Source organism: Xylanibacter brevis P6B11, from assembly GCF_000621825.1.
In the GTDB taxonomy this organism is placed as follows: Bacteria; Bacteroidota; Bacteroidia; order Bacteroidales; family Bacteroidaceae; genus Prevotella; species Prevotella brevis.
On the sequence record NZ_JHXG01000014.1, the window covers coordinates 1 to 17,596 of the forward strand.

At 44.7% G+C, this 17,596-nt stretch carries 14 protein-coding genes and 1 other RNA gene; 11 read left to right on the forward strand and 4 right to left on the reverse strand.

The window, feature by feature from the left end:
• The first annotated feature begins 220 nt into the window (after positions 1 to 220).
• Complete coding sequence (locus tag T496_RS14960) at positions 221 to 322, forward strand: smalltalk protein (protein WP_155808454.1); 102 nt, start codon at positions 221 to 223, stop codon at positions 320 to 322.
• A gap of 488 nt (positions 323 to 810) precedes the next feature.
• Positions 811 to 3,024, forward strand: coding sequence for a discoidin domain-containing protein (locus tag T496_RS13795; protein WP_197018944.1), 2,214 nt, complete (start codon positions 811 to 813; stop codon positions 3,022 to 3,024).
• Between the two features lie 373 nt (positions 3,025 to 3,397).
• On the opposite strand, the gene T496_RS13800 is transcribed toward T496_RS13795, so the two are convergent.
• Positions 3,398 to 4,666: a YihY/virulence factor BrkB family protein gene (locus T496_RS13800; RefSeq protein ID WP_052342153.1), complete on the reverse strand. Its 1,269-nt coding sequence runs from the start codon at positions 4,664 to 4,666 to the stop codon at positions 3,398 to 3,400.
• A 33-nt stretch (positions 4,667 to 4,699) separates the two neighbouring features.
• Positions 4,700 to 5,083, reverse strand: an RNA gene (gene rnpB, locus T496_RS14440) — RNase P RNA component class A.
• 236 nt (positions 5,084 to 5,319) lie between these two features.
• Between rnpB and T496_RS0108880 the strand changes: the two genes are divergently transcribed.
• The 6 genes from T496_RS0108880 (at position 5,320) to T496_RS0108905 (ending at position 9,911) form a co-directional block, all read left to right on the forward strand.
• The gene (locus T496_RS0108880; RefSeq protein WP_027450441.1) at positions 5,320 to 6,828 is read left to right on the forward strand and encodes a Do family serine endopeptidase; all 1,509 of its coding nucleotides are present in this window, start codon (positions 5,320 to 5,322) and stop codon (positions 6,826 to 6,828) included.
• A 113-nt stretch (positions 6,829 to 6,941) separates the two neighbouring features.
• Complete coding sequence (locus T496_RS0108885; protein WP_027450442.1) at positions 6,942 to 7,805, forward strand: sigma-70 family RNA polymerase sigma factor; 864 nt, start codon at positions 6,942 to 6,944, stop codon at positions 7,803 to 7,805.
• A gap of 44 nt (positions 7,806 to 7,849) precedes the next feature.
• Complete coding sequence (locus T496_RS13805) at positions 7,850 to 8,278, forward strand: hypothetical protein (RefSeq protein WP_155808798.1); 429 nt, start codon at positions 7,850 to 7,852, stop codon at positions 8,276 to 8,278.
• Entirely contained in the window at positions 8,268 to 9,149 is an 882-nt protein-coding gene (locus T496_RS0108895; protein WP_027450443.1) for a phosphoenolpyruvate carboxykinase (ATP), read from the forward strand. The genes T496_RS13805 and T496_RS0108895 overlap by 11 nt, the downstream gene beginning before the upstream one ends.
• Positions 9,125 to 9,616 (forward strand): S24/S26 family peptidase, encoded by a 492-nt coding sequence (locus tag T496_RS13810; protein WP_044110955.1) that lies wholly within the window; start codon positions 9,125 to 9,127, stop codon positions 9,614 to 9,616. The genes T496_RS0108895 and T496_RS13810 overlap by 25 nt, the downstream gene beginning before the upstream one ends.
• Positions 9,617 to 9,641: 25 nt before the next feature.
• A complete protein-coding gene (locus tag T496_RS0108905) occupies positions 9,642 to 9,911 on the forward strand; it encodes a PqqD family protein (protein ID WP_027450444.1) in 270 nt (89 codons plus the stop codon).
• Here the strand turns inward: T496_RS0108905 and ispE are convergent.
• Entirely contained in the window at positions 9,908 to 10,738 is an 831-nt protein-coding gene (gene ispE, locus T496_RS0108910) for a 4-(cytidine 5'-diphospho)-2-C-methyl-D-erythritol kinase (protein ID WP_027450445.1), read from the reverse strand. The two genes, T496_RS0108905 and ispE, sit on opposite strands and share 4 nt — an antisense overlap.
• 101 nt (positions 10,739 to 10,839) lie before the next feature.
• On the opposite strand from ispE, the gene dnaB reads away from it, so the two are divergent.
• Positions 10,840 to 12,381, forward strand: a complete 1,542-nt coding sequence (dnaB, locus tag T496_RS0108915; RefSeq protein ID WP_027450446.1) for a replicative DNA helicase — start codon at positions 10,840 to 10,842, stop codon at positions 12,379 to 12,381.
• A gap of 11 nt (positions 12,382 to 12,392) precedes the next feature.
• Here the strand turns inward: dnaB and hemW are convergent, their stop codons facing one another.
• Positions 12,393 to 13,499 carry a radical SAM family heme chaperone HemW gene (hemW, locus tag T496_RS0108920; RefSeq protein WP_027450447.1) on the reverse strand — a complete coding sequence of 369 codons (1,107 nt, stop codon included), beginning with the start codon at positions 13,497 to 13,499 and terminating at the stop codon, positions 12,393 to 12,395.
• Between the two features lie 145 nt (positions 13,500 to 13,644).
• Here hemW and T496_RS0108925 point away from each other — a divergent pair, with 145 nt between their 5' ends.
• Both T496_RS0108925 and T496_RS0108930 read left to right on the forward strand, forming a co-directional pair.
• A complete protein-coding gene (locus tag T496_RS0108925; protein ID WP_027450448.1) occupies positions 13,645 to 15,804 on the forward strand; it encodes an elongation factor G in 2,160 nt (719 codons plus the stop codon).
• Between the two features lie 223 nt (positions 15,805 to 16,027).
• Complete coding sequence (locus T496_RS0108930; RefSeq protein ID WP_027450449.1) at positions 16,028 to 17,596, forward strand: sensor histidine kinase; 1,569 nt, start codon at positions 16,028 to 16,030, stop codon at positions 17,594 to 17,596.

A 17,596-nucleotide genomic window follows, 5' to 3' on the forward strand; every position in this document is an offset into this window, starting at 1 on the left:
GAGGTTTGGCCTGCTTCGCAGGGAAATTTTTCAAAATTGAAAACAAAATTTTTCATTTTTATTTTCTTTCTCGCCTGACACAAGCCGAAGGGATATAAATCTCTTTTTAATTTTGAATCAAATTTTGAATAATTTGACTTTCCCTGTCGGCCGTCGAGCTAAACCTTCCCGCCGACAGGCGGCCCCAAATCGTAATTAACCAAATTAACCGAATAATACCATGAAAAACAAAATTGAAACTTGGAAATTTATCGTGCAGACCATCATCGCCGTGCTCACGGCGATCGCCACTAGCCTCGGCGTGGCTAGTTGTATGAACTGAACTAACCCCTCCCCATCCCTCCCGAGGGAGGGGGTTAAGTCTCCCCTCGGGGAGATTTAGAGGGGGTTGGTTGACTACGTAGGCACTCCCCTCCCCTACATGGGAGGGGAGAAAACAACACAATCCAACATCCCCTCCCCGACCCTCCCGAGGGAGGTGGGAATCCAGTCCTTTTTCTATCTGATTTCTACTTTAATTGATTTCAATCTAAAGAATCTGCTGAGCCTCTACTGAAACGCAAAAAAAAGGATTACCCTTAGATTTTTCGCTTGACCCCTAAATTTCTACTGAGCCCTTTAAATTCATTAAACAATTATTATTGCACAAGAAAAAGCGAAACTTTTCTTCTCTTAAAGTGGCACTTTTCTCTTTTTATTTCGTACCTTTGCACCAACCTAACTAAATAGTATTACAAAATGAGAACAACCATTATCACAGTTGCTATATTGCTGGGAGCCTTAAATAGTATAGAGGCTCAAGAAAAAGTGATGAGCATACTGAAAACCAACGGTAGCAGTAGTAAAACACGAGTAGTAGAACTAGACCAAATCAAGTTTCTACCATTTGACATTAACCATCTGCAACAACCTTCGAGTGAAACCCAGAGCCAGCCTGCAACCATGATCATGAAACTGATCAACGGTGCACAGATGCGCACCAGTGTGGACGAGGTGAAGGACATTTCGTTTGCTGACACACTCTATCATACCAACAGTATGGGACAGCACATACTGGAAACAGACGAGCTGATTTGGCCCGACGATCGACTGCTGCCACATCTGTTACCACCGGCCTCTACGATCAAGACGCTCGACATGCCTGCCGCACGACTGGGCAATGCCGAACGTGTCATGTTCTGCACACTGCAAGGCATCGTCAACCGCACCTGTCCACGTATTCTGCTCTATAACCACAATGAAGAGCCACAAAGCACATGGCCATCTGCCAACGGACTGAGAACGAGTGCCATTTCAACAGGGAATCCCTACGAACTGGTGAAGTCTTATATGGAAGAGCTCAACGGACTAGTGCTCTACACTAATGAGTTGAGCGACCATTATGCCAACCTGGCTGTTACCATTGGCGGACTTGACAGACTATTGCCCGTGACACCTGAGGTGAAAGAAAAACTTGAGGCCAATGGCATTCAACTGCCTGTAAAGGTCGATCTGACGCAACTCACCATGAGTACAGCCACCGACATCTATACTTACCTCTACGACAACTACTGGCAGCGCTGCAACCATCGATTGTTAATAAGCCTGAACCCTACCATCCCCTACGTACACGACATCGGTGCTGCATGCGGATCTGCATGTGTTTGGCTGGACCCACGCATACAGAGTGAACGAAACGTGTTGGACAAAATGCTGACCGACATGACCCCTGGACGCGACATCGTGCTGGGATGGTACCCCGAAGAGCGATCGGGTGTTGGCGAAGCTACCAAATACGGACTGTCAACCGTGCCTGCCGACTTCTTTGAAAATGCTACTGTCTATTCTGCTGTCAACACTCCTATCAAGATTGCTCCTGTGCCCCAACGTCCCAAGCTGGAAAATAAGATTTATGCAGCCGTATATATCAGTGATGGCGACAACATACAGTATTGCCAGCATGCAATGGCAAAGATTTTCGAGCAAGGCGGCCGAGGACAGATGCCGATGAACTGGACCATTAGCCCTGCTTTGGCAGACTTTGCGCCGGCCATGCTGAACTACTACTATGGTAAGGCGTCAAACAACGACTGCTTTGTCTGTGGCCCTTCAGGACTTGGCTATGCCATGCCTTACGATGCCCACAATAATAAATATTATAGTAACTATGTCAAAACTGAGCCGTTTAACAAATACACGCAGCTCACGCAGCGATACCTTGAGAAAACCGGTCTTCGCATCATCACCATCTGGGACAACATTCACAACAGACAAGGCAACTGCTATGCCAACAACTGCTCCTATCTCTATGGACTGACCATCAACGACTGGGAACGTCAAAACGGCCGACTCCAGGGATCGATTCAATCGGGTACACTGCCTATTGCGCCACAATATCCATGCTACGCCAATAGCACAGATGTGGTCACAGACTTCTTCAATCGAGACATTAAGAACTTTGACGGCACCAAACCTATGTTCGTCACAGGACAGGTCACCGTGTGGGACGTAGGCCCAGATAAGCTGGTAGCTCTTAAAGATAAGCTCAATACGCTTTCGCCAGGCAACGTTAGCATCGTGCGTGCCGACCATTGGTTCAGCTACTATCGCGAAGCAAATCATCTACCATTCAACATCACCATGCTGCAAGACATGAAGATCACCTGTTCCTCTGCCAAGACGCCTGCAAGATATGCTGCAGACGGGTCACCATCATCAAGCAACACATGGATTTCAAGACAGTCGAAAAATCAAGGATGGATACAGATGGATTTTCAAGAGCCCTACGAAATCAGCCGCTATGTGATACGCCATGCAGAGACATCTGGACTCGACCCAGAACTAAACACACGTGATTTCACTATTGAGCTCAGTATGGACGGTGAGACATGGACCACCATTGGCACCTATACCGGCAACACAGCCCCTGTGACCGAAGCCAACATCACGCCCACACAGGCACGATATGTACGACTGAACGTCACTAACGGCGGTGCAGACGGATATGTGCGCATCGGAGATATTGAGATAGAAGGAGCGCATTAATAAAAGAGGGAGCACATTGAATTTTTTAACTCTGCGCTCCCTTATTTTTCTTTGCGATTTCGATCCATGTTCTCTAATTTTTGACATAACAACCAAGAATAATGAGATGTAGTTTGGTTAATAGCAAAAAACTTAGTACCTTTGCAAAGTATTCAAAAAACAAACCTGACCGCTATTAACTAATTATAAGAATCAACCCTTATTGTAGTTAGTATATCTTCAACTGAAGACATTTGTGTGTCAAGCAGTTAGCAACGAGTATAGTGGTATATTATAACCTCTATCTTTATCTCAAATTATTATACTAGACTATTTTCTTATATGAATAGCTGTGCGATGCCTCCCAAACGAAAGAGGCATCGCACAAGTGTTTTTATTCACCCTTATAGAGCGACTCTAGACGGATGTCGCGAGCTTGACGCAGGTAGGCATTACGCTGAACAACAGCTCGTACCCACTCGTCAGTCAGCAAGTTGGCTACAGGCAAGTTAAGCTGCCATCGTCCTTGTGCTTCCAGCCGATCTACCATCACGCCCACGCTCAGGTTGTCAAGACTCTCGGCTGGAAGATAGCGCGACTCATCACCTTTCTCATCAGGAGTGATCTCTATCAACAGACGCGCTTCTTGCAATTGATACAACAGGTCATAAACCACACGAATGGGAATGCCTGACGACTGTCGCAGTTCTTCGGCTGTAGGCCCACGGCGCCCGGCGGCAAAACGGCGGCACACGATGCTCATGAGCAAGGCACTAAGCATTAGCTGATAGCGATGGCTAATATCCTCTGTACGACCATTATAGACATAGTAGTCAAGGTTCTGCGAAGTATAAGTCAACTCGGCTCCAAAAAGACAGATGGTCCAGGAGATTTGTACCCACAACATAAACATAGGTAGCGCAGCAAATGAACCGTAAATGGCATTATACCCCGTGACCCACATCTGAGAATGAATATAGAAGAACTGAACCAGCTGCATGGCTATGCCCGACAATATGCCTGGGATAATTGCATTCTTAACTTTGACATGCGTATTGGGCATAAACACATATAACCCAATGAACAATAGCGACATGAGGATATAGGGCGACATATCTATGAGTTTCCTGACAAACGATCCCAATAATAGGAAATCGGTCATCGAATCGGCCATCGTGGCTAAGAAAAGGCTGAGACCGGTAGAGATAACAATAAAAATGGGAAACAGGAAGAACATGGCGAAATAATCGGTTACAGTACGAAAAATACTGCGTTTTCTCTTCACCTGCCAAATCTCGTTGAAGGCAATCTCAATGTGATTTACCAGCAGCATCACGGTGTAAAGCATAAAGATAAGACCTACGCCCAAGAAGATACCACTCTTGGTGTGCACCAAGTAGCTATTGACAAAACCTATGATAACCTCAGCCACTTGGGGTTGCGACGAGAAGGCATCGCGAAACCATAGCTCTATATAACGATTGTAGCCAAAACCACGGGCTATGGCAAAGATAACCGCCATGATAGGCACAATAGCCAACAGCGTACTGTATGTCAGAGCCGAAGCCTGATTAACCACACGCTCCTTCGTAAAAAAGCGAATAGCCAGATAGGCTATTTTATAAACGGGCAACTGTTGAAGATTTCTAACTTTTGATTTCATCGAGGTTAATCATGTAGCGTAAAGAGAAAAAACGAAAGCAGCGCCCCTATAAGCCGGGTTCTGTACTGACAAAAAGTCAGCGCCTGCCATTTATCTACTACGTACGTCACCATACGTCTCTAGCGTTCTACCCTCCATCGCATCCTCAAAGGAACTCGAGCGGGCAACCCTCAATTGGCGATGGTATACATGAACTTGCAGTCTCCAGATGGAACAGCCCAACGATCACCCGCTGGCTGGTGGTCTCTTACACCACCTTCTCACCCTTACCTTATATAAATATGAGGCGGTTATTTTCTTCTTCCATATCCAGCTGTCGCCAACTGCTTCTACTTTCAGAAGTGGAGCACCCTATACTGCCCGGACTTTCCTCTCGTCTCTCCTTTCAGAAACACCAGCGGCAAGCCGGAACGCTGCTTTCGCGAGTGCAAAGGTAATACTTTTTTTTGAATGATGCTAATTTTTGTTTAATTTAAAGAATTAAATGAATGTAAAAATACTGTTGGCAGTCGCAAACGGACATTAAAGGCGTGGCACGAAATGTTAAAATCAAACAAAAAGAACGGACATATTGTCAGTTTTTAAACTTTTGCCCATATATTTGCATCAAAGGATTACACGAAATTATAAACATTAACACTAATATGAAGATTATGGATAAGAAAAAGATTGCTAATTATGTTATCCCGGCCCTCAGCTTGACGGCCATCGTATTCTCGGTAGCAGCTTTTAACCAGACAAACGCAGCCAATGTGCTGGCTGCAAATCCGGAGACCACAGAAATCTCTAACCTGCCGGCCGCACAGCCAGTAGATTTGACATACGCTGCAGAAAAAGCGCTCCCAACTGTTGTACATATTAAGTATGTGCAGAACTCAAAAATCCAGACCGTAGAGGTGCAAAGCGACCCCTTTGAGGATTTTTTCTCTGACCCATTCGGCGGATTCTTCGGACGCGGACAGCGCGGACAGGGAGGTACACGCAAACAGAAGGTGCAGACACCTAAAAAAACTGCCACAGGTAGTGGTGTTATCATTTCAACCGATGGCTACATTGTGACCAACAACCACGTGGTGGATGGTGCCGACGAACTGACCGTCACCTTGTCTGACAGTAAGGAATATTCAGCACGCATCATCGGAGCCGACAAGACCACCGACTTGGCTCTTATCAAGATTGACGGTAAGAACCTGCCAGCCATCCGCATAGCCAATAGCGATAATGTGAAAGTGGGCGAATGGGTTTTGGCCATCGGCAATCCTTTGGGACTGAACAATACTGTGACCGCTGGTATTATCTCAGCTAAAGCTCGTACACTGGGCGCCAATGGCGTAGAGAGCTTCATACAGACCGACGCAGCCATCAATGCAGGTAACTCGGGTGGTGCCTTGGTCAACACCAATGGTGAATTGGTTGGTATCAACGCTATGCTTTATTCACAGACTGGTTCTTATAGCGGCTACGGATTCGCCATTCCTACTGCTATGATGAACAAGGTGGTAGAAGACCTGAAGAAGTATGGCACCGTACAGCGCGCCATGATTGGTATTGGCGGACACGACGTCAAGGCCCAGGTGGACCTCGAAAAGGAAGAAGGCAAGGAGCCTACCGACTACGGCACAATGGAAGGTGTCTATGTAGGTGAAGTATTAGAGGAAAGCGCTGCTGCAGAAGCAGGTATCGAAAAGGGTGATATCATCATCGAGGTGGACGGCAAGAAACTGACCAAATATGGTGAGCTCTCTGGTATCCTGGCTCAGAAGCGTCCTGGCGACAAGGTAACCCTGACCTACTTGCACAACAAAAAGAAACAGACGAAGACTGTCACTTTGCGCAATGAGCAAGGCAATACCAAGGTAGTGAAGAATGCCGACATGGATGTACTGGGAGCAGACTTCCGCGAAATCACGAAAGCACAGAAGGAACAGCTTGAGATCAGCTACGGATTGGAGGTACTGAAAGTGAATGCTGGCAAAATGAAAGAAGCAGGCATCCCCAAGGGCTTCATCATTCAGCGCGTAAACGACGAACAAATTAAGTCTGTCGAAGACCTTCAGGAGGTAGTTAAAGAAGCTTCAACTTCGAAAGAGCCTGTGCTGATCATCAAAGGTCTATTCCCCACAGGAAAACGCGGCTATTTCGTAGTACAATTGAGCGAGTAAACGCATTGTATTGTTAAAAGTTATTAAAAGGAGGAAAAAAGTTAAGACAAAACACTTTTTCCTCCTTTCTCTTTACTATCTTTGCGCTCTATAGACTTTAACACTGGTACCTGATGAGACAACTTAAAATTACCAAATCAATCACTAACCGTGAGAGCGAAGCTCTCGACAAATACCTCCAAGAAATCGGCAAAGAGTCGATGATCAGCACGGAGGAAGAAGTTGAACTTGCCCAACTGATTCGCAAAGGCGACAGGAAAGCGCTAGAGAAGTTAACAAAGGCTAATCTGAGATTCGTAGTCTCAGTAGCTAAGCAGTACCAGAACCAGGGACTGTCCCTACCCGACCTCATTAACGAAGGTAATCTGGGACTCATCAAAGCCGCCGAGAAATTCGATGAGACACGCGGATTTAAATTCATCTCCTATGCTGTGTGGTGGATTAGGCAAAGCATACTGCAAGCCATCGCTGAACAGAGTCGAATAGTGAGATTGCCACTAAACCAGGTGGGCTCGATGAATAAAATAAACCGAGTGGCTAGTAAGTTCGAACAAGAGAACGAACGCAGACCTTCTGCTCGTGAATTGTCAGAACACATAGATTTGCCCATGGAGAAAATTGATGAAGCCATCAATATTTCCGGAAAGCAAGTGTCGGTAGATGCCCCTTTTGCCGACGGAGAAGAAAGCTCATTGCTGGATGTACTAGTGAACGACAATTCACCATCGGCCGACCGCGAACTGGTAAGAGAATCGTTACAGTCGGAAATAAGAGATGTGCTGAAGGAACTGAGCGAGCGCGAACGCAATATCATTATGGCATTCTTTGGCATAGATCAGCCAGAGATGACATTAGAGGAGATTGGTGTGCGATTTGGTTTGACGCGCGAACGAGTGAGACAAATTAAAGAAAAAGCTATTCGACGGCTGCGTTGCAACGCTAAGAACAAGGTCTTACTCAGCTATTTAGGGGCATAAAAGCGATTTCAATAGAGTATTAACACACAAGTAAATAGAAAGTTTTGAAACATCTAACACTCATTATGATGTTGGCAGCCTTATTTGGAACTGCCACAACTGTTAAGGCGAAAAAAGTAGTAGTGCCTAAGATGTATGTCTTTGGCGTAGCAGCGTCTTTCAACGACACAATTGTACACTTCACAGACATTCAGGAAGTTGACAGCGCTTGGATAGACAAGAAAACAAAATTTCTGGCTGGCCGAGACAACTATTCATATCAGCTGCGTGATTACTTGGAACAGCAGCAGATGCCCCATCGCACTTGTATCGTATTCTATAATAAGCAGCGCTCCAAACTTGAGAAGAAATATCTCAAGATGAAGCGTCTATACATGCCTGGCAAGGACGGAAAGGTACACTTCGACCTGCGTCATCTGAAAAGTGGCGACTTCAAATTCATGGCATACGACGCCAGCGAAGATGAGAAATAGTCACTATTTCACAATAGCTGAGCACAACATCTGCATCAACTTTACTGATGGGCAGAAAAACGCGATGGAACTGTTGCCATCGTTCTGTCAGTTTAGTACAAATGCGCCACAAGAAGAACTTCTCTTCACATTAACCATTGACGACACGCTATCGCCTAGAAAGGACAAAACGCTGGTACGAAAGTTTGACACAGGAAATGGCGACACAATTGTTTATCAGTTGAGTGACGGAGGTTATCAGTATGTCATACGAGATACACATGGTCGCGACTGTTGCTTACTGATAAGCAACAGAACATTCAATGAGTGCCAATGTGCACTTAATGGTGATTGGACCATGCGCTCATTCGGACTGAATGATGCGTTGATGCTCATTTATGCCTTCGCTGGTGCCTATCATCACACCATGCTGATACATGCATCATGTATTAAATATGGAGCATGGGGATTCCCTTTTACCGCTAAGAGCGGCACTGGCAAGAGCACACACACGGCACTTTGGATGAAGTACATCGACGGAGCAGAACTGCTGAACGACGACAATCCCATCATACGTATCATCAATAACAAAGCCTACATTTACGGCTCACCATGGAGCGGAAAAACGCCCTGTTATAGAAATGTGAAAACGCAATTAGCTGCCATTACCACTATTTGCAGAGCACCCGAAAACTCAATTCAAAAGCTAGGACCAGTACAAGCATTTGCCTCTCTTTTGCCTGCATGTTCAAGTATGATGTGGGATTCTGATATTCACAATTTTCTCTGCGACGACCTCACACAGTTAATCGAGAAAACACCTATCTACACGCTTCATTGCCTACCAAACGAAGAAGCAGCTCAGCTATGCTACAAGACCATCGTACCATAACAACAATCCAAATGGACAACGACCAGTTCCTGCCTCAGGTGGTGAATCTGCTGCAGGAAGGACATACGGTCACTCTGCCCCTTCGTGGTCGTAGTATGCGACCATTCTTGGAGGACGGACGCGACAAAGCTCTCTTGAAAATAGCCAAACACTATGCCGTAGGAGATGCCGTGCTTGCTGAAATAGCCAAAGGTAGTTTTGTTCTGCACCGCATTATCGCTATTGATGGTGACGATGTGACATTAAGGGGCGATGGTAATTTGAACAACGAATATTGCAAAATAATAGACATACGCGCTAAAGCTATCGGATTCTATCGAAAAGGACGTAACAAACTTGACAGTACCGACGGTTGCAAATGGCGTATATACTCATGGTGGTGGACACGTCTCTACTCCATTCGACGCTATCTTTTGTTTGCTATGCATCCACACATACCACGTAGATGGAGAAGACAAACATCTTGACTGATAATAAACGAATAAAAAGGATATGAAAACAAAAAAAGGATTTAGACTTCGCAACATATGCGGTGAAAATGTGATTGTAGCTGAAGGTATAGAGAATATTGACTTCAGTCGTATCATCAGCATGAACGAATCGGCTGCATACCTGTGGAATAAAGTTCAGAGCATTGACTTTACAGCCAACACTCTGATAGATTTACTATTAGAAGAATACGAAGTCAGCAGAGAAGATGCCGCTCAAGATGTTAACCAGCTCATTGAACAATGGCAAAAGGCGGGCATCGTAGAGGATTAGAGTTTTAAAATCTGCTTGAACATCCCATCGAATTCAGATTCCAGCGATGGCTCATGACTGAAAATGCCAAATACAGCACTTCCACTGCCACTCATTGCGGCATATTCAGCACCCATATCGTAGAGACGTTGTTTGATAGCACCAATTTCAGGATGTAAAGCAAAAACACTCTTTTCGAAATCGTTTTTCAAATCATGTCGCCATGAACTGATTGGCTGCTGGACAACATCCCTACAGTTCTTTTCTGGACGAGCGGGAGTGATCAACGAAAATGCTTCTTTCGTTGGTACAGGAATATCTGGACGTACCACTGCTAGCCAATAATCATCTAAACTGAGATCAATAGGCATAAGTTGTTCGCCTATCCCCTCGGCATAAGATGGTGTATTCAACACAAAAAATGCGCAATCGGCACCCAAACGGGCCGCATAGCCAATAAGTTGTTGCTCGGTGAGTCCAAGCTCAAACATTCTGTTCAGCAACACTAGCATTGCCGCACAGTCGCTACTACCTCCACCCATTCCGGCTTGCGTAGGTATAGCCTTATATAAATGAGCATGCACGCGAGGCATCTGAGGAAAATCTTGTTTTAGTAGGTTATAGGCCTTAACCACAAGATTCTTTTGTTCATCTCCCTCTATCGCAATGTTCGACACCTTTAAGTCACAATCATAATCAGATGGAAATGCTTCGTCCATCACTGTTACCTCGAGCGCATCTTTCAGCGCAACAGGAAAAAACACCGTCTCCAGATTATGATATCCATCTGTACGACGTTCAACCACATTTAAACCAAGGTTTATCTTTGCTATAGGAAAAATAATCATCTTATATTTATTTATTGGTGCAAAAGTAATCATTTTCACGGAAAAAGACAAACCATATCAAAAAAAATACGTACCTTTGCAATTCAAACGCTATAATTAGTATGCCAGAACAAAATACAACCAAAAGACGTAGTAGAAAGCAACAGCCAGTGGACAACACCTATGCACACCTGCAGCCACAGGCACTTGACATAGAGCGTGCCGTACTTGGTGCCTTGCTCATTGACAAAGATGCATATTCGGTGGTTTGCGAGATGCTCTTCCCTGAGAGTTTCTACGATCCACGTCACCAGATGATCTATACTGCTATCCGTGACCTCGCGATGGCAGAGAAACCGGTTGACGTACTGACCGTAACTGAGCAAATGGCAAAGAACGGACAACTGGAAGAGGCTGGTGGTCCGAGCTATATTGCTGAGATATCGACACGTATTGCTTCTTCTGCTCACGTTGACTACCATGCTCGTATTGTAGCTCAGAAGTTCTTGGCACGTCAACTCATCCAGTTTGCCGGTGATATTGAAACAAAAGCGTTCGATGAGACAATTGATGTTGACGAACTGATGCAGCAGGCAGAGGGTGCCCTCTTCGAACTTTCTCAGAAAAACATGAAGAAGGACTACACCCAAATTGATCCAGTTGTAGGTCAGGCAATGCAAGCCATACAGAAAGCAGCTGGTAATTCTGGCGGTTTGACGGGTGTGCCCACAGGTTATCATAAATTGGACGATATGACCAGTGGCTGGCAGGCCAGTGACCTTGTCATCATTGCCGGACGACCTGCCATGGGTAAAACGTCATTTGCGCTCTCTATGGCCAAGAATATTGCAGCCGACTATCAGGTTCCTATGGCATTCTTCTCACTTGAGATGTCGAATGTGCAGCTGGTAAACCGTCTGATATCGAACTGTTGTGAAATTCAAGGTTCAAAAATTCTAAACGGACAACTTCAACCTGACGAATGGGATCGTTTGGATAAACGCATCAATGGTTTGCTAGGTGCCCCACTCTATGTAGATGACACCCCTGGTCTTTCTGTATTCGAACTACGTACTAAAGCTCGCCGATTGGTGCGCGAGCATGGCGTAAAAATCATCATGATTGACTATCTTCAGTTGATGAATGCAAATGGCATGCGTTTTTCTTCACGACAGGAAGAAGTGTCGACCATTTCACGTTCGCTCAAAGGATTAGCCAAAGAGCTTGACGTGCCTATTTTGGCTCTGTCACAGTTGAATCGTGGTGTGGAAAGTCGTGAAGGTTTGGAAGGTAAGCGCCCGCAACTGAGCGACCTGCGTGAGTCGGGAGCCATTGAGCAGGATGCCGATATGGTATTGTTTGTCCATCGTCCTGAATATTATCATATTTTCCAAGATGACAATGGACGCGACCTACATGGCATGGCACAAATTATTATTGCCAAGCACCGTAAAGGTGCAACAGGTGATGTGCTATTGACCTTCCGCGGTGAATACACTCGATTTGAGAATCCTGAAGACACACGTTTGGAAAACCGAGCGCCACAAGATGGTGGAGGTGAAATTCTTGGATCGCGCGTCAATGGTGAGAATAATATTCCAGATAATTTTGACCCCTTTGGAGGAAGTCCACTACCGCCACCACCTGGGGACGCACCCTTCTGATTGGCAGCAACTCATACCTTCATGAGTTCTGCCATAATCATATCGCTAACGAAAAGCCCCTCACGCGTCAGTATCAAATGGTTGTCAACTAATTTAAGCCAACCATTCGAAAGGTATTTCTGAGACATGCTCAAACAGTACTGGCGCTGTTGAGGTGTGAGTAGTTGCAACGAGAGCCCGTCACAAGTACGTAGTGCTGTCATTACCAAGTCATTATAGCGAGTTGACTCATCTAACTCTTCGAAGTCCACATGCTGTAAACCACTCTCAATTCCTTCCAAATATTCCGAAAGGCTTGATACATTCCATTGGCGTTTGAATCCATCATAGCTATGAGCCGCAGCCCCAAGTCCTATATATGGTGTTTGATTCCAATAACTGGAATTATGGCGTGAGCGACAGCCTATACGGGCAAAATTACTGATTTCGTAATGTTCGTAACCCGCAGAAGCAAGGCGATCAATAAGTTCAAAATACATTTGACGCTCTAATTCTTCATCAATCTCGTTCACCTCTCCTTTCTCCAGCATTCTATAAAGTGCTGTTCCCTCCTCATATTGCAGGGCATAGGCCGACAAATGTTCTACATCAAGAGATAATGCCTTGTTAATATCGAGGAGCCACTCAGAAAGAGTTTGCTGAGGGAAACCATACATCAGATCAATACTTATATTGGAAACACCGGCCCTTCGCAGCAACTCGACAGATGGAGCAATTTGATCAGCATTATGACGGCGACGCAAAAAGCGCAGACGATCATTATTAAACGTCTGTACACCCATTGACACTCTGTTGACAGGCAATTCGCTTAGCGACTCTATAAACTGTTGTGTTACGTCGTCTGGATTACATTCCATCGTCACCTCTGCTAAAGGGTCTACACGATACACCTTATATATATATGAAAAGAGCTGCTTAAGTTGCTGAGAAGAGAGTTGTGAGGGTGTACCACCACCAAGATAAATGGTAGAGATTATCTGCTGAGATTGTCTGCATTGCATCTCTTTACACAATGCATCTACGTATCTCTGAGATAAGTCAAGTTGCGTGGTCGAAAAGAAGCCACAATACACACAACGACTCGCGCAAAAGGGAATATGAATATATAGTCCTGCCATAATCGCTACAAAATTACTAATTTTGTTTAATTTTCAAAAGTTTTTTTTGGTATTTAGGCAGAAAATGCGTACTTTAGAGGCCTCAAACCTAAGGGCGAGAAGAGAATTACCAATAAATTATTAATAACTAAAACCTGTAACACTAATGAAAGTTTATCAGACCAACGAGATTAAAAACATTGCATTGCTTGGCAGTGCGGGTAGCGGCAAGACTACTCTTGCCGAAGCAATGGTTTACGAGGCCGGCATTATTAAGCGTCGCGGCACCGTAGAGGGTAAGAACACCATGAGCGATTATTTCCCCGTAGAACAGGAATATGGCTACTCGGTGTTCTCTACTGTTTTTCATGTAGAATGGAACAACAAGAAATTAAATATTATAGACTGCCCAGGTTCCGACGACTTTGTAGGTGGTGCAATCACAGCACTGAACGTCACAGACCAGGCTGTCATTCTGATTAATGGTCAGTATGGTCCAGAGGTTGGAACACAGAATGCATTTCGTTATACTGATAAGTTGCAAAAGCCTGTCATCTTCCTGGTAAACCAGCTTGATAAAGAGCATTGCGACTTCGATACCATTCTGAACAACATGAAGGAAATCTATGGCGAGAAATGTGTTCCTGTGCAGTATCCCATATCTACCGGTCCCGACTTCAATGCAGTCATTGACGTACTTCTGATGAAGAAATACTCATGGAAACCTGAAGGTGGTGCCCCCATCATTGAAGATATTCCAGCTGACCAGATGGAGAAAGCTAAAGAACTTCATGCCGCCCTCGTAGAGGCAGCTGCTGCCAACGACGACACTCTAATGGAGAAATTCTTTGAAAGTGAGAGCTTGACAGAAGACGAGATGCGCGAAGGTATCCGTAAAGGACTTGTGACCCGCAGCATCTTCCCTGTATTCTGTGTATGCGCAGGCAAGGATATGGGTGTTCGACGCCTGATGGAATTCCTAGGCAACGTGGTTCCTTTCGTTAGCGAGATGCCAAAAGTGCGTAATACACGCGGCGAAGAGGTTACCCCTGATGCCGCTGGTCCTGCTTCACTCTATTTCTTCAAAACTGGTGTTGAACCTCATATTGGTGAAGTACAATACTTCAAAGTGATGAGTGGATCGGTAAAAAGTGGTGATGACCTGACCAATGCCGATCGAGGTTCTAAAGAACGTATCGGTACCATTTATGCTTGTGCCGGAGCCAACCGCATTCCTGTTGACGAACTAAAAGCTGGCGATATCGGCTGTACGGTAAAACTTAAAGATGTCAAAACTGGCAATGCCCTAAACGGCAAAGATTGCGAGTGGCGCTACGACTTCATCAAGTATCCTAATTCTAAGTACTCACGTGCCATCAAAGCTGTAAACGAAGCAGAAACAGAAAAGATGATGGTTGCTCTTACAAAGATGCGTCAGGAAGATCCAACTTGGGTTGTAGAGCAGTCGAAGGAATTACGCCAAATTATTGTTCACGGACAGGGCGAGTTCCATCTGCGCACTTTAAAATGGCGTATGGAGAACAACGAGAAAATCAAGATTGAATATTTGGAGCCCAAAATACCATATCGTGAGACTATCACCAAAATGGCTCGTGCAGACTATCGTCATAAGAAACAATCAGGCGGTGCCGGACAGTTTGGTGAGGTACACCTGATTGTAGAGCCATATGCAGACGGTATGCCCGATCCCACATCATTCAAGATCAATGGCCAGGAGTTCAAGATGAACATCAAAGGTAAGGAAGAGATTGACTTAGAATGGGGCGGCAAATTGGTATTCATCAACTCTGTAGTAGGTGGTGCAATTGATATGCGTTTCATGCCTGCCATCCTAAAAGGTGTGATGGAACGCATGGAGCAAGGACCACTGACAGGTTCGTACGCCCGTGATGTTCGAGTGATTGTTTACGATGGTAAGATGCACCCAGTAGACTCTAACGAGCTCTCATTTATGCTTGCAGCTCGCAATGCTTTCTCGGCTGCATTCCGCGAAGCAGGTCCAAAGGTTCTTGAACCTATTTATGACCTTGAGGTATATGTACCATCCGATTATATGGGCGATGTAATGAGCGACCTCCAAGGACGTCGTGCCATCATTATGGGAATGGACTCAGAGGCAGGCTATCAGAAGTTATCTGCCAAGATACCTTTAAAGGAGCTTTCTAACTACTCTATCGCACTAAGTTCGATCACTGGTGGTCGTGCATCCTTTACAACAAAGTTTGCTAGCTACGAACTCGTGCCAAACGATATCCAACAGCAACTTATTAAGGAGCACGAAGCTGAGCTCAAAGACGAAGACTAATAATTCACTTCATACGAAGTTATCATACAAAGAGACCTTAGGCATTATAAGCCCAAGGTCTCTTTATTTACATCAAGGGGTATAATATTTAGTAATATATAAGCAACCAACAATATTGTTTCATGTTAATATTGTTAAAATTAACAGAAATAATTAACTTAAAAAGAACTATGGTGTTGAATTTCACTTATCTTTGCGACATCGTTATTAAATAGCAGAAAAGATGAAGAAATCTACGATATGGATTATAGCAGCCGTGATGGGAACTTCGTTCTTAGGATTGCTTTATTTGCAAATCTCCTACATCGAAGAGATGGCGAAGATGAAGAAGGAGCAATTCGACGAGAGCGTGACACGTAGCCTCTATCAGGCATCACGCAACTTGGAGCTGAATGAGACACTTCGCTATTTGGAGAAGGACGTTAACGAAGTAGAACGAAAAGCATTCACACAAGACTCCGTCATTGTAAACAGCCTTGATGGCTCCATCCAGCATGCTCATCAATTCTCTGTTTCTGCTGACGACGGTACATTCTATTCTGCTTTTGAACTCAAGACTTTTACAACAAAGCCTGCCTCAGTGCCAAAAGCAATGATAATGCATTCAGACAAAAATCAGAAATCTGAAGCAGCCAAGACACTCCAAGAGATTGTGCGCAATCGATATGTCTATCAGAAAGCTCTGCTCGATGAAGTGGTCTATAATATCTTATATACGGCAAGCGAGAAGCCACTAAAAGAGCGTGTCAACTTCAAACTGTTGGACCAGGACATCCGCTCCGAGCTCATGAACAACGGCATCAGCATCCCCTATCACTTTACTGTATCTACAGCCGATGGACGAGAGATATACCGTTGTCCTGATTATTCTGATGAAGGTGATGAATATACCTATACGCAAACGCTCTACCGTAATGATCCCTCATCGAGAATGGGCGTGGTAAAGATACACTTCCCAGACATGAGTTCGTACATATTCTCGTCAATCAGATTCATGATTCCTGCGTTAATATTCACGATGGTTTTGCTGCTAACATTTATCTTTACTATAGTAGTGATCTTCCGTCAGAAGCGCTATACAGAGATTAAAAACGATTTCATCAACAACATGACTCACGAGTTGAAGACACCGATTTCGAGCATCTCGCTGGCTGCTCAGATGATGAACGATGACAGTGTGACTAAGAGTCAGTCCATGATGAAACACCTCAGCGGTGTGATTAACGACGAGTCAAAGCGTCTTCGCTTCCTTGTAGAGAAAGTGCTCCAAATGTCGATGTTCGACAGAAAGACTGCCTCGTTCAAGAAGAAAGAACTGGATCTCAACGAACTGCTTGAACAAACTGCTAGCAGTTTCAACCTGCGCGTAGAACACACTGGTGGTAATATAACCACAGAAATAGAAGCTATCGACTCTGCAATCTACGTTGACGAAGTTCATTTCCAGAACGCTATCACCAATTTAATGGATAATGCCGTGAAGTACCGTAAACCCGACGAACCCATTAATATCCATATACGTACTTGGAACGAAGGAACAAACCTGCTATGTTTCAGTATTGAAGATAACGGACTTGGAATAAAGAAAGACAATGTCAAAAAGGTATTCGACAAGTTCTATCGAGTTCATACGGGTAACGTACATGATGTTAAGGGCTTTGGACTTGGCTTGGCTTACGTAAAAAAGATTATTAATCTGCACGATGGTGAAATCAAATGCGAAAGCGAAATCGGGAAAGGCACCAAGTTTACAGTCAAGTTGCCTGTACTGAAAGAGGATAGTACACAATAG

Coding starts and splice junctions, on each gene's coding strand:
- T496_RS14960 (WP_155808454.1), top strand. CDS start 221: ATGAAAAACAAAATTGAAACTTGGAAATTTATCGTGCAGACCATCATC.
- T496_RS13795 (WP_197018944.1), top strand. CDS start 811: ATGAGCATACTGAAAACCAACGGTAGCAGTAGTAAAACACGAGTAGTA.
- T496_RS13800 (WP_052342153.1), bottom strand. CDS start 4,666: ATGAAATCAAAAGTTAGAAATCTTCAACAGTTGCCCGTTTATAAAATA.
- T496_RS0108880 (WP_027450441.1), top strand. CDS start 5,320: ATGGATAAGAAAAAGATTGCTAATTATGTTATCCCGGCCCTCAGCTTG.
- T496_RS0108885 (WP_027450442.1), top strand. CDS start 6,942: ATGAGACAACTTAAAATTACCAAATCAATCACTAACCGTGAGAGCGAA.
- T496_RS0108895 (WP_027450443.1), top strand. CDS start 8,268: ATGAGAAATAGTCACTATTTCACAATAGCTGAGCACAACATCTGCATC.
- T496_RS13810 (WP_044110955.1), top strand. CDS start 9,125: ATGCTACAAGACCATCGTACCATAACAACAATCCAAATGGACAACGAC.
- T496_RS0108905 (WP_027450444.1), top strand. CDS start 9,642: ATGAAAACAAAAAAAGGATTTAGACTTCGCAACATATGCGGTGAAAAT.
- ispE (WP_027450445.1), bottom strand. CDS start 10,738: ATGATTATTTTTCCTATAGCAAAGATAAACCTTGGTTTAAATGTGGTT.
- dnaB (WP_027450446.1), top strand. CDS start 10,840: ATGCCAGAACAAAATACAACCAAAAGACGTAGTAGAAAGCAACAGCCA.
- hemW (WP_027450447.1), bottom strand. CDS start 13,499: ATGGCAGGACTATATATTCATATTCCCTTTTGCGCGAGTCGTTGTGTG.
- T496_RS0108925 (WP_027450448.1), top strand. CDS start 13,645: ATGAAAGTTTATCAGACCAACGAGATTAAAAACATTGCATTGCTTGGC.
- T496_RS0108930 (WP_027450449.1), top strand. CDS start 16,028: ATGAAGAAATCTACGATATGGATTATAGCAGCCGTGATGGGAACTTCG.